Raw genomic sequence first — 12,746 nt, forward strand, 5'->3', positions numbered from 1 at the left:
CGCAACATCATCGCTCAGCAGGCCTGCCGCCTGCCCCGGGGCCGGGAAGACTTTCTTCCGCTTACGCCGTGCGCAAGCGGAGGGTATCCTTCCGTTTGGTGGCCGTCATCACTCGGCGGCGGGTTGCCGGGCAGGGAGGTCCTGAGGCGTGACAGCGGGATCGCCGGAGCGGTTACGTGCGGATGCGCGCCGTAACCGCCGCAAGATCCTGGCAACAGCCGCACTCGCGTTTGTCGAGGACGGCCCGTACGTGCCCATGGAGGAGATCGCCCGCCGTGCCGGTGTCGGCGTCGGCACGCTCTACCGGCACTTCCCGGACCGGGATGCGCTGATCATGGCGGTCGTGCGGGACAACCTGGCCGCCACGCTGGTCAGGGCACGCCAGGCCGCGGCGGAGGAGGAACAGGCGTGGGACGCGCTGGTACGGAGCATGAGCGCGTCCGACGAGACCCGGCTCGTGCTGCGCCTGCCCACTCTCTTCTCGCCGGCGATCGTGGCGGCGATCCAGGCCGACCCTGAGATCCGGCGGATCCGCCGCGAGCTCGTCGCAGTGATCGACGGCCTCGTCCGCAGGGCACAGAACGAGGGGTCGCTGCGTGCCGATGTGGGCACCGGCGACCTCATCCATCTCTTCTCGTTGCTGCTGCGCGGTGTCCGGAGGACACCCGACGACACGGCGGACGTCGCCCTTGAACGCGCGCAGGCGGTCATCCTCGACGGCCTGCGTGCCCATTCAGGAGACCTGTTGCCCGGCCGGCCGCTCAGCGCGACCGACCTGGAGGCGGAATGACCGGCCGGCGCGGCGCCATGGCGGGAACGGTCGATCAGCCGGGGACGGCTGAACCGGGAGGGGGATGTGCATGGTGCGAGGGTCGATCTTCAGGACGAGGAGGTAGTGCAGGGGCGCCCGGGCCGACTTTCGGCACCCGGAGGACCCGTCCAACCTGACAGCTCAGAGCCCGTCAGCTGGTAGCAACGGCAGAGCTCTGATCGACTTCCGCGTCGTGAATGCCGAGGTAGGCGTTCTCCAGGAGCTCGGGGGCGGCGGCCAGCTCCTTCGCCGGCCCGCGCAGGACGATGTTGCCGCGGTTGAGGACGGCCGCGGCGTCGGCTACCTCGAGGGCGAGGTTGACGTGCTGTTCGACCAGGACCACCGCGCACTTGTGATCGGTGGCGATGCGACTGACGGTGGCGAACAGACCCTCGACGATCAGGGGTGCCAGGCCCATGCTGAGCTCGTCGATCAGCAGCACCCGGGGCTGCTGGATCAGGGCTCGAGCCATGACCAGCATCTGCTGCTCGCCGCCGGAGAGCGCCCCTGCCGGCAGGGTCCACCGCTTCTCGAGAGCTGGGAAGGACTCGAGAAGCTCTTTCGGCTTGGGGCTGTTGCGCCTGGCCGCCACCCGGATGTTCTCCTCGACGGAAAGGGTGGTGAACAGGCAGCGGTTGTCGGGGACGAGTACCACGCCGGCCGCGTTCGCCGCGGTGGGTCGGCCGCTGCGCAGCCGCGCGCCGTCGACGCTGACGGTTCCCCCCTGAGCGGGCAGCAGCCCGGACAGGGTCAGCAGCAGCGTGGTCTTGCCGGCGCCGTTCGGACCGAGCAGGGCCAGCACCGACCCGGCCTCGACCGCGAGATCGACGTTCCGGAATGCGGTGGTGCTGCCTCTGCCGCCGGTGAGGTCGGCGCACTCCAGGCGGATGGTCATCGGGTCACCGCCGAGGATGTGGTCGCTGCCGTGGGTGCCGTCAACGGTGGAGTGGTTTCCGCCGCCGGTGGGGTGGTCTCTGGCGCTGGGGTTGGGGTGGTTTCCGTGGCCGGCGGTGAGGTGGTCTCCACGGTTGGTGCTGGGATCGGGGTGGTCTTTGCCGCCGCCGGTGAAGTGGTCTCCGGTGCCGGTGCCGGGGTGGTCTCCGCCGCTGGCGGTGGAGTGGTCTCCGCGGCTGGTGCCGGGGTCGGGGTGGTTTCCGCGGCTGGCGGCGGGGTGGTTTCCGCCGCCGGTGGGGTGGTCTCTGGCGCTGGGGTTGGGGTGGTTTCCGTGGCCGGCGGTGAGGTGGTCTCCGCGGCTGGTGCCGGGGTTGGGGTGGTCTTTGCCGCCGGCGGTGAAGTGGTCTCCGCGGCTGGTGCCGGGGTTGGGGTGGTCTTTGCCGCCGGCGGTGAAGTGGTCTCCGGTGCCGGTGCCGGGGTGGTCTCCGCCGCTGGCGGTGGAGTGGTCTCCGTGGCTGGTGCCGGGGTCGGGGTGGTTTCCGCGGCTGGCGGCGAGGGGGTCTCCACAGCTGACGGGGAGGCGGTCTCCGGCGGTGCTGCGGCTTCCGTCTCTACCTCCTCTATCTCCTCTATCTCCGCCTCGACCTCTGCTGAGGCGTCGTGGACGGAGCCGAGGTAGGCGTCGGCGACGGCGCGGTCCGCGCGGATCGTCGCGGGGGTTCCCTCCGCGATGACCTTGCCGAAGTCGAGGACGTAGATGTAGTCGCACACGGACAGCACGAGGGAGACGTCGTGATCGACGAGGATCACGCCGACCCCGGTGTGACTGATCGAGCGGATGCGCTCACCGAGCCAGGCGGTCTCGGTGGTGTCGAGCCCGGCGGCGGGTTCGTCGAGGAGCAGGGCCCGCGGGCTGGTGGCGCAGGCCCGCGCGATCGAGACGAGCTGCCGTTCGCCCTGGCTCAGTTCGTCGGCGTGCCGGCCGGCCCGGTCGGCGATGCCGACCAGGTCGAGCGCGGCCGCCAGGGCGCGGTGACGTTCGTCCCCGCGCGCGCCGAACAGCGCCGCGCTGACGTTCTCCTCGACGGTGAGGTCGTCGTAGAGCTCCAGGGACTGGAATGTGCGGGCGAGGCCACGCCGCACCCGCGCGTGTGTGGGCAGGCCCTCGATGGGCTCTCCGCCGAGCTGGATGGTGCCCGAGGCCTGGGCGAATCCGGTCGTCGCGTCGATCACGCTCGTCTTGCCGGCGCCGTTCGGCCCGATGAGGCCGACGATCTGGCCGGCGTGGACGCGCAGCGAGACCTCGGAGACAGCTGTCACGCCACCGTAACGAACAGTGAGTCCGCTGATGTCGAGCACCGTGGCCGCCGGCTGCGCCGGTTCGGTTGGTTCCGCCGCCTGGTCGGCGCCTGCCGGCTGTGTCGGCACGGTCGGTTCTGCTTTGGCGGTACTCACCGGTTTGGCGGTACTCACCGGTTCCGTCTGGTCGGTGCTTGCCGGTGCGGGGACGCTGGTCTTCGTCGTGAGGTCGGCCTCGGCGGCTGTGGGCTGCTGGGGCGTCAGCCTCTTGGCCTGCTCCGGGGAGGTTGGTGTGCGCTTGCGGTGGCGTAGTCGGTCCAGTCGGTCGGCGAGCTCGTGGCCGCCGGTGGCGAGGCCTTCGGGGTGACCGATGAGGGCGACGAGGAGCCCGATGCCGGTGATGACCGGGAACCAGTCGCCCAGGTGGACCCAGCGGTCCATGGCCACGAAGGTGATGCCGGACGCCGCCATGATGCCGGCGAGGATGCCGCCGTAGACCGAGGTGACGCCGGCCAGGTACGCGGTCGAGAGCAGGGCGAGCCCGCCGATCGCGGTGAACGAGTCGAAGGTGACGACACCACGCCGGTAGGCCAGGAGGCTGCCACCCAGGCCGGCGATGAACGACGCGATCGCGAAGCTGGCGACCTTGATCGCCACGACGTTGATCCCGATGCCGGCGGCGGAGTGCTCGTTGGCGCGGACCGCGAGCATGGCCGAACCCAGTGCGCTGGTCCGCAGCCGGGCGACGCCCCAGGCCACGGCCACCAGGACCGCCAGGCACAGGAGGCCGAAGGGAATGCGGGGGAAGGCGTGGCCGGTGCCGATGCTGAGGTCGAGGCCGAACAGCTTGGGCTGGGTCACCGCGGCGCCCTCGCTGCTGACGATCTGGGTGTTGCGGAACCAGACGGCCTCAATGGCGTAGGCCAGGGCGAGGGTGACGATGCCCAGGGTCAGCCCCCGCAATCGCAGGGCGGGCAGCCCGATCACCACGCCCAGCACGGTGGCCGCGAGCGCGGCCAGCAGGGGCGCGAACGGGAACGGGACGTGCCAGCTCTGGGTCAGGCCGCTCAGCGTGAACGCGGCGCTGCCGGCCAGCGCGAGCTGGGCCAGCGACACCTGGCCGGCGTAGCCGGTCACGACGACGAGCGACAGGCCGATGATCGCGGCGATGAAGGTGCCGATGACCGCGCTTCGCCAGGTTCCGGTGGTGGCCAGCAGGGCGATCACGCCCACGGCGGTACCGAAGACCGTGGGCAGTGTCAGGGAGCGCGGCCGGGGTGCCCGACCCAGCGGTTGCCGAACCAGACCGCCCCGGACCGTCAGGCCCCGTCCGGTGGCCAGCAGCGCCAGCAGGATCACCACCAGCGGGACGAGTTCCGACGCGCCTGTCCTCGGCAGCCACCACACCTTGTCGGCGGCGAGTGATAGCGCCTCGGACTGGACCATGCCGATGGCGATGCCGGCGGCCACGGTCGGCACGAGGTTGGTGAAGCCACCGACGACGGCGGCGGCGAGGGCCGGGACGACGAAGAGCGTGTAGGTGGTCGGGGAGAGCGGGCTCAACGGCGCGATGAGAATGCCGGCGGCACCGGCGGTCACGCCGCTGATCATCCAGTTGAACAAAGCGATTCGGTCCGGGGACACGCCGCTGACGTAGGCGCCGGTCTGGGATTCCGCCACCGCCCTCGTCAGCAGCCCGAATCGGGTGAAGCGGTACACCGCGGTCAGCGCCAGCGTCAGGACCACCACGGCGACGACGAGATAGAGGCGGTCGGACAGCACCTTCGCGCCGCCGAACTCCCACCGTTCCGCCGGGAAGATCGCCTCGACGCTGACGGGCGCCGTACCGAGCCGGATCGCCATCACCGACTGGATGACCACCAGAACACCTAGCGACGCCACTGCCCGGGCCAGCGGAGGCGCCTCGCGCAGGGGCCTGAACACCGCCAGGTACAGCAGTGCGCCGAGCAGTGCCCCGAACAGGAGGGAGAGCGCTGCCGCCGGTGCCAGCCCCCATTCTCCGCCAAGGTCAACCGAGACAGGCAGTCCGGGAAAGAGGACTAACAGCTCGCCGTCGCGTAAGTAGGCATAGGAGTAGGCGACGTAGAGCGCTACCGCCCCGGTCGCGAAGTTGATGACTCCCGAGCTCCGGTAGGTGAGCACGAGCGCGAGACCCAGCGCCGCGAACACCCCTCCGTTTCCCAGGCCCAGAAGTAGCGAACCTATATGTTCCATCACGATCTCCTGGCATCTTTCAGTTCAGTCCTGCAAAACGCGGGCCGGTTCGGCCCCCCACTCGGGCAGACGCCGAGTGGGGGGCCGAACCGGCTATCGAGAAATACGTCGATGAGTGGGTAGTGGGTACGCGGCCGTCAGTCCGGGATCGGAGAGGTGCCGAGAACCTTGTACTCCGTAGGCTGGCCATCGCTGTCGAGAGTCGTGGACAACCCGCCGCGCACGCAGGCCGCCGGCGAGTCCGGGTAGGCCTTGCCGTTGCAGCGGAACTGCAACCCGGAGGCGCCCGGAAGCTCCTTCTCGGGAGCCGCCTTGATAGCGGCGGTGACGGTCGCCGGCGTGATTTCACCCTTGATGTCCTCGAGCGACGCCGCGAGACCGGCGAACGTCACGAACATGCCCCGGCCCGCGGACGAGCCGGTGTCGACGTCCTTCCCGTAGGTGTCGATCACGGCGTTGTAGAGGACGCTGGACGGGTCGTCCCCACCGACGGGAACAGAGGCGCCGATGACCATCCCTTCCAGGTCGTCTCCGGGCACGGCCTTACGGGTGGCGTCGGTGATGCACTGCGAGATGGCGCTGACCGTGCCTTCGAACCCGACCGCCCGCAGGCCGTTGATCGCGCTGATGCAGAACGAGTCGTTGCCGATGATGAACACGACGCTGGACTTGTCACCCGCGACGCCCTGCAGCTGCGGCGTCATGTCGGCCGTGCCCGGAGCGATCCGGATGAGCTCGTACTCGAGCCCCGCCTTCTCCATCAGCGGCGGTGCGAGGTCCTGCGCGTTGTGGAGCGCGGCCGGCACGTCGATGACGACCTCGGTGACCTTCTTGAGGCCCTTGTCCTTCGCGAGGCTGATCGGCAGCTGCAACGTCGCGAACGTCGGATCGCCTATGGTGAAGCTGTTGGGGTCGGACAGAATCGACGGGCTGCCCGCGCCGAAGAACATCACGGGTATGTCCGCGTCGGCCAGCGGCTTCCATACGCCCTCGGCCACCGCCGACTCGCCGACCGCGACCGCGACGACGTCCTTCTCGATCATCTGGTTCCCGCAGTCGGTACCCCTGGCCGGGTCTGCCTGCGTCTCACACGTCACCAGCTCGACGGGTCGGCCGCCGATGCCCCCGCGATGCTCGTTCAGGTACTTGGCGGTGGCCTCCGCGACGGCGAACTGGACGGAGTTGTCGATGGCGGCAGACCGGCCGTCCGAGACGATCCCGATTTTGACGGGCTCGCCGGCGGCCTTGTCGACCGGCCCGAGCGCGTTGGCGGCCGCGGCCGTCTCGGTCGGGGTGGTGGCATCCTCGTCGTCCGAGCTACACGCGGCGACGAACAGGAGCGAGGCCAGGGGCAGGGCTAAGAGCGCCCGCGCCGACCGCCGACGCGACCACCTTGTTCGGTCGCGTGGCACCGTGTTCTGCATATGCCTTCCACCTCTGAGTCATCGAAGTTGTCTGCATCGCGGCACCATCAGCCACGAAAAACAGCCCTGCCGGGAGCAGGTGGCTCTCACAAGGCCGTGTTTAGTTGGCTGGCCATTGTCCGGCGGACGAGTGAGCACATGCTCCCAACTTTCGACGTCAGCGTCAACGACTTAGGTTGCCCTCAGGTGATCTTGCTGGGTGGTGTGGTCAAAACGAGATCATGATCAAGGTGTTGGCGGCTCCGCCGTGGAAGTAGTAGCCGTGTTTGGCGTAGCGGGAGGCGAGCGGGCGAGGCATGCCTCGGGGCCGGCGGCCGGCCGTCAGGGGGCGGGGCCGTTTGAGCTGACGCGTCGGCCGGAGCGGCGCCGCGAGTCCACGGTGGTCAGCCCGGTGCAACCGGCGACGCCCGCACCGCGGGCTCCGCCTCCCACCGGCCTGGCGCGACCCCCCCGGCCGCCGCCGCGACGGCAGGATCAAGCGCTGGTCCGTCCTGGGCGTCCTAATCAACGAATACGGATGGGCCGCCTTATGATCGGGACACATCAATACGGTGGCCGAGTTCTGGCACTCGAAAGATCGAGAACATTCAGTCGCGGTCGCTACTGCGACCGAAGCGGTACTTCGACGCCGGTCCTTATTCGCGTCCGGTGGCCGCATTCGCCGAACTCGCCCGCGTCGTCCGGCACCCATCCGCACTCTGTGAACACCTTGAGCCCCAGGATCACCGTGCGTGGCTGCCGAGCAGGTCCAGGGTGCCGAGGTCGCGGATGGCGGCGCACGCGTTTGTGATCATGGAGAGGAACATTCGGTCGGAGTTCTCGGTGGGTTCGTTGGTCGCGTAGGCGGAGCCGAGCACGGTGAGTAGTGGTGCCTGTGGGGTTCCGAGGCGGTAGTCGTGGAAGCAGTCGTCGAGCGGGTAGTCGTCGACGCCCATCTGGGTGAGTTGTTCGTGGTAGGCGCGGACCAGGTTCTTTTCCTGGGCGCGTCGGAGTGCGGGTGGCAGTGCGGTGGCCAGGAAGTAGGCGACGTCGCGGCCGGGGAAGCCGATCTCGAGCGACTGCCAGTCGATGGCTGTCACCTCGTGGGATTCGGTGAACAGGAGGTTGTCGAGGCGGTAGTCGCCGTGGATGAGGGTGTGGCGGGTGCTGACGTGTCGGCCCCAGCGGGCGAAGTGATCGGCGGTGCGGTGCAGTGTGTCTGTGTCGGTGGGGAGAGACGGTCCTGGAACCGGTCGAGGAACGGCTCGGTGGCCGCGGTGAGGATTTCGCCGAGGAAGCTGAGACCGGCTTCGTCGGTCTGGCGTAGCCAGTCGGCGCCGTTGGTGAGGCCCGGCTTGTTCCAGAACGGGCCGTGCAGGCCGACGAGGTTGCGTAGCGCGGCTTCGGCCTGGGGGCGAACCTGGTGTAGTAGCCCACCTCGCTGCGGTAGCCGGGGGCGATCTGGCCGCGGCCTTCGGGGGTGCCGGCGGCCAGTTTGAGCACCACCGAGGAGGGCGCCGGGTCGGCGCTGTCGGGATGGACGTCGAGGTGGAAGCGGTGGCTGGAGCTGAGTTGGCCACCCCCGACGGGTTCGTGGCGTAGCCCGACGATCTCGGTGTCGGTGCCGCCTCGGCGCAGCGCGGCGGTCATCCACTCAGGGGTGACCACGCTGGGGTCGTCGACGATCCACGCCGGTTGTCCACCCGCCGGTTCGGTCATCCTGGCCCCCGAAGGCGCTCGGGTCGGTGTCCGTGGCGGCGGGCTAGGTGATCGTGTAGCGGATGGGGAGGCGTTTGGGTCCGCCGACGAACAGGGTCTGCATGTATTCGGGCGTGCCGGCCAGCTCGATCTCGTGTAGCCGGGGGACCAGTTCGGTGTAGAGGGCGCGTCCCTCTAGGCCGTGTCCGGTCAATGATGGTTGGAGGCGGTTTCGCGTACGGGCCCGCTCGTGTCCCAGCCGACGTACGGCGCCGGTTGACACCAGTGCTCCGCTGCTCCGTGGACCGCCATGATCCCCCGTGCCCGTGCCCGTGCCCGTGCCCGTGCCCGTGCCCGTGCCCGTGCCCGTGCCCGTGCCCGTGCCCGTGCCCGTGGCGGCCGTGGTGTCGAGCGGGCGGCGCGCGTGCAGGAGTGCTGGCGTCCGGAGCAGGCCGGAACCGATAGGTATTCAGGCCGGCTGGGCCTCATACGCGATGTCGAGCAGCCGTGGCGGTTGAGTGACAGCCCGGACTCACCCAGCCGCCACACATTGCCGGGTGGCGGGATTGGGGCCGCATAAGTCCCGTTCCCGCGGCCTTGGCGCACTGATTCCGTGCCCGCCGGCCCACCCCGCCCGCGCCGGGCCCGCCCGGCCCCGTAGGAGGTCACCACCGTCGGCCCTTGGACGGATGAGGCTGCCGCTTCCTCGGCGGCTAGCGCGACGAGGCCGCCTTGGATGGCGCCGCTCGCGTTGAGGCCGTCGGCCCGGTGGGGTACCTCGACGGTGCCGGGAGCCACGATGACGCCCCCGACCCGCTCGGCGAGGGGAACCGGCAGCCGGAAGGGTCCCTCGGGTAGTCCGGCCAGGGTGCGGTGGGAGAAGACGTGATCGGGGTTCGGGGAGGTGACGAACGACGTGTGACAGACGGCGGTCAGGGTCCCGGAGGTCTCGTTGCGGAATCGTGTCTCGCAGACGACGACCGTCCGGCCGGCCTTGACGGTTCTTGCCTTGAGGGAGATCGTGTGGCCGATCTCGGCTGGCTCGATGACGTGCACGTCGAGGTCGAGGGTCAGGGCCGTCCGGGGGTGGTCAGGTTCAGGGCGAGTGTGCCTGTGACGATGTCGGCCCAGGTCGCCAGCACGGATGTCCGCAGGGCGGTCGCGCCGGGGACGCACAGCTCGGCGAACACGTCGGCGTGCCCGGTGGCGATGCCACCGTCGACCGAGAAGCCCAGGCCGAGCTCCATGACGATGTGCTGCACATCGTCCACGTTGCCGTGATTGCCATCATTGCCGAGGGTGTTCACGAGATCGCCCCTTCGTTGCCTTGGCCGCACGGCCTCCTGGCCGCGCGGCCGGCGGATGTCGAGCGTCTCAGTCCTCGTTGCCGAATGGTTTGTAGGGCAGGGTCGGGTTGCCCTGTGCGTTGAGGGTTGTCATTAGTCCGCCTTGGGTGCAGGCGGCGGGTACGAGTGGGTTGGCGGTGCCGTCGCAGTGGAAGGTCAGGCCGGGGGCTGCGGGTAGTGGCAGTTCGGGTGCTGAGCGGATCTTCTCGATGAGTCGGGTGGGGGTGATGTTCCCGGTGAGGCCGTCGAGTGCCCGGCTCAGGGCTGTCATGGTGACGTAGATGGTGGAGCTCATCGAGTTGCTCAGGTCGATGTCGTTGTTGTCGTAGGTGTGCACGATCGCCTCCCACTGGCGTAGGTCGGGATTGTCGTGGTCGTCGATCGCGAACGGTGCTGATGCGTACACGCCTTCCAGGGTGTCGCCGAGTGCGGTTTTGGAGGTGTCGGAGACGCACTGGTTGACGACGCTGACGGGTCCGTCGAAGTTCGCCGCTCGCAGGCCCCGGAACGCGGAGATGCAGAAGGCGTCGCCGCCGATGATGTGGACTTCGGTGGGTCCGCCGGCGGTGATCCGTTCCATTTGTGGGGTCATGTCGGCCTGGTCGGGGGGGATGGCGACCACGTCCAGGTCGAGGCCGGCGTCGCCGAAGATCTGGTCGCCGACGGTGTCGTAGAACCCGGTGACCACGGGTACGTCGATGCCGACGACGGTCACTTTGGGTACGTGGTTCTCCGTGGCCACGGTGATCGGCATGCCGGCCAGGCCCGCGATCTGGTCTGCCAGTGCGAAGGTGGAGTCCCGGTCGAGGATGACCGACTGTTCGGTGGTGGCGTACACGAAGATCGGGATCCTGGCGTCGTGGAGTGGTTTCCATACCGGTCCCATGGCGGTGGACTCGCCCGCGACCGTGATGGCCACGTCGGCCTGGATGAACTCGGTCGCGCAGTCGGCTGCTCGGCCCGGGTCGGCTGCGGTCTCGCAGGTCACGAGTTCGATCGGGTGGCCGCCGATGCCGCCGGCGTGCTTGTTGAGGAACTTTGTCATCGCGACGGCGGCGTGGATCTGGATGGTGTTGTCGAAGGCCGGGGTGCTGCCGTCGCTGACGAAGCCGACCTTGACCGGTGGGCCGTCGGCCGGTCGGCTCGGGCCGAGCAGCGTGAGGTCGACACCGCCCTCGTCGTTCGAGGTCGGGTCGGAGTCGTTTCCGCCGCACGCCGCGCCGGTGAGTGCCAGTGCGGTGAGGGCTGTCGCCACCAGCCGGCGTACCCGCGGTCGCGGCCCGCGTATCCGCGACCGTCTACGTAAGCTGCCTGCCCGCGTGCTCTGTTCCATGATCTGTCCCTGCGTGATGGGCGGCTGTCGGCCGCGCTGAGACGTCGCCGGTGTCAGGGCCGGCGGATCGTGCGGGGGTGGCCGTGCTCGCCCGGCTCGGTGTCACGCGAGTGCGGCTGTCGGCCGGCAGGTTCACTCCGGCGACCCGCCGTCTGGGCGAGAACTCTAAGTTATATATTTAGATTTTTCCAGCCTCATATCGAGGTGGTGGCCGGTAGGTGCCACCGGCGAGGGTCGGCGGCCGCGCCGGCGTGGCTTGCCGCGCGCGCCGGACGCGCACAGGAGAGGACGACGACGTTGACGTTCTGGGGCCTGCTCGACGACGCCGCCCGGCGCGTGCCGGACGCCGTCGTGCTGGCGGACGACCACGGCCGCTCGCTGACCACCGCGGCCCTGCGTGACGCGGCCGGCCGCGCGGCGGCGGGCCTGCACGGGCACGGCGTGGAGCCGGGCGACGTCGTGTCCTGGCAGCTGCCCACGACGCTGGAGGCGGTGGTGCTGCTGGCGGCCTGCGCGCGGCTCGGTGCGGTCCAGAACCCCGTCATCCCGGCGTTCCGCCACCGGGAGGTCGGGTTCATCGTGCGGCAGGTCTCGGCACGCCTGGTCGTCGTGCCCGAGTCGTGGCACGGGTTCGGCCACGGCGAGATGGCCAGGTCGCTCGGGTCCGAGGTGCTGGCACTGGACCTCGACGGCCCGCCCGGGTCGGCACTTCGCCTGCCCGAGGGCGACTCCACCGGCCTGCCCGCCGCCCCCGCGCGGGCCGACGAGTGCCGGTGGATCTACTACTCCTCCGGCACGACCGCCGACCCGAAAGGGGCGCGGCACACCGACGCCTCGGTGATCGCCTCGTCGGACGGTGTCGTCGCCGGGCTCGGTTTCGGCGCCGGGGACGTGTACCCGATCGCCTGGCCGATCGGCCACATCGGCGGGGTCTCGATGCTCGCGGCGGCGCTGCGGGCCGGCGGGACGCTGGTTCTGTTCGACGCGTTCGACCCGGCCGTGACGCCTGAGCGGATGGCGGCCCACCGGCCGACGATCCTCGGCTCCGCGACACCGGAGCCCGTCAGCCGGGAGGTCGCGGAGGTCCTCGGCGTGCCCGGAGTGCTGGGCTCCTGGGGGCTCACCGAGTTCCCGGTGGCCACCAGCGAGACGCCGACGGACGCCGAGCCCGGCACGACGGTTGGCCGGCCGGCCGCCGGTGTCCGGGTGCGGGTCGTCGCTGGCGAGCTGCGGTTGAAGGGCCCGCAGTGTTTCCTCGGCTACCAGGACGCGGCGCTGGACGCCGACGCCTTCGACGCCGACGGCTGGCTGCGGACGGGGGACCTCGGAGACGTCGACGAGCAGGGCCGGGTGCGGGGTCGTCTGAAGGAGGTCGTCATCCGCAACGCGGAGAACATCTCCGCGGCGGAGGTGGAGAGGGTGCTGGCGCGGCATCCCGCAGTGCGCGACGTCGCGGTCGTCGGTGTGCCGGACGAGCGCACCGGCGAGCGGGTGTGCGCCGTCGTCGTGGTCGGGCCGGGCGGGCCGGGCGGGCCAGGCGACGAGGTCACGCTGGCCGCCCTCGTGGCACACTGCCGAGCCGAGGGGCTGGCCCGTCACAAGTGCCCGGAACGCCTGGAGGTCGTCGACGAGCTGCCGCGAAGCCCGATGGGCAAGGTCCTCCGGCGTGAGCTCGAAGGCTGGCTGACGTCGGCACCGGGCGGCGTAATCGGTTGAAAACATATACA

At 69.9% G+C, this 12,746-nt stretch carries 9 protein-coding genes and 1 pseudogene; 2 read left to right on the forward strand and 8 right to left on the reverse strand.

Annotation, left to right across the window (positions count from 1 at the left end):
* Window positions 1–148: 148 nt before the first annotated feature.
* Window positions 149–790: a TetR/AcrR family transcriptional regulator gene (locus AC559T_RS13840; RefSeq protein WP_112107718.1), complete on the forward strand. Its 642-nt coding sequence runs from the start codon at window positions 149–151 to the stop codon at window positions 788–790.
* Window positions 791–962: 172 nt separating this feature from the next.
* Here the strand turns inward: AC559T_RS13840 and AC559T_RS13845 are convergent, their stop codons facing one another.
* The 8 genes and pseudogenes from AC559T_RS13845 to AC559T_RS13880 all read right to left on the reverse strand — a co-directional run bounded on the left by AC559T_RS13845 (window position 963) and on the right by AC559T_RS13880 (window position 11,019).
* Window positions 963–1,706, reverse strand: coding sequence for an ABC transporter ATP-binding protein (locus tag AC559T_RS13845; RefSeq protein ID WP_112107717.1), 744 nt, complete (start codon window positions 1,704–1,706; stop codon window positions 963–965).
* Window positions 1,703–5,239 carry an ABC transporter permease subunit gene (locus AC559T_RS13850; protein WP_498868948.1) on the reverse strand — a complete coding sequence of 1,179 codons (3,537 nt, stop codon included), beginning with the start codon at window positions 5,237–5,239 and terminating at the stop codon, window positions 1,703–1,705. Before AC559T_RS13850 ends, AC559T_RS13845 begins: the two co-directional genes overlap by 4 nt.
* Window positions 5,240–5,376: 137 nt before the next feature.
* Entirely contained in the window at window positions 5,377–6,663 is a 1,287-nt protein-coding gene (locus tag AC559T_RS13855; protein ID WP_112106949.1) for an ABC transporter substrate-binding protein, read from the reverse strand.
* 722 nt (window positions 6,664–7,385) lie between these two features.
* The gene (locus AC559T_RS13860; RefSeq protein ID WP_235014152.1) at window positions 7,386–8,222 is read right to left on the reverse strand and encodes a phosphotransferase; all 837 of its coding nucleotides are present in this window, start codon (window positions 8,220–8,222) and stop codon (window positions 7,386–7,388) included.
* A 182-nt stretch (window positions 8,223–8,404) separates the two neighbouring features.
* Window positions 8,405–8,539, reverse strand: a pseudogene (locus tag AC559T_RS13865) (cytochrome P450); the annotation flags it as partial.
* 11 nt (window positions 8,540–8,550) lie between these two features.
* Complete coding sequence (locus AC559T_RS13870; protein ID WP_498868949.1) at window positions 8,551–9,516, reverse strand: hotdog domain-containing protein; 966 nt, start codon at window positions 9,514–9,516, stop codon at window positions 8,551–8,553.
* The gene (locus AC559T_RS13875; RefSeq protein ID WP_498868950.1) at window positions 9,411–9,647 is read right to left on the reverse strand and encodes a hypothetical protein; all 237 of its coding nucleotides are present in this window, start codon (window positions 9,645–9,647) and stop codon (window positions 9,411–9,413) included. The genes AC559T_RS13870 and AC559T_RS13875 overlap by 106 nt, the downstream gene beginning before the upstream one ends.
* A gap of 67 nt (window positions 9,648–9,714) precedes the next feature.
* Window positions 9,715–11,019 (reverse strand): ABC transporter substrate-binding protein, encoded by a 1,305-nt coding sequence (locus AC559T_RS13880; RefSeq protein ID WP_498868951.1) that lies wholly within the window; start codon window positions 11,017–11,019, stop codon window positions 9,715–9,717.
* A 297-nt stretch (window positions 11,020–11,316) separates the two neighbouring features.
* On the opposite strand from AC559T_RS13880, the gene AC559T_RS13885 reads away from it, so the two are divergent.
* The gene (locus AC559T_RS13885) at window positions 11,317–12,735 is read left to right on the forward strand and encodes a class I adenylate-forming enzyme family protein (RefSeq protein ID WP_498868952.1); all 1,419 of its coding nucleotides are present in this window, start codon (window positions 11,317–11,319) and stop codon (window positions 12,733–12,735) included.
* The last annotated feature ends 11 nt before the right edge of the window (window positions 12,736–12,746 follow it).

The sequence above is a fragment of the Frankia sp. Hr75.2 genome (assembly GCF_949319125.1).
In the GTDB taxonomy this organism is placed as follows: Bacteria; Actinomycetota; Actinomycetes; order Frankiales; family Frankiaceae; genus Parafrankia; species Parafrankia soli.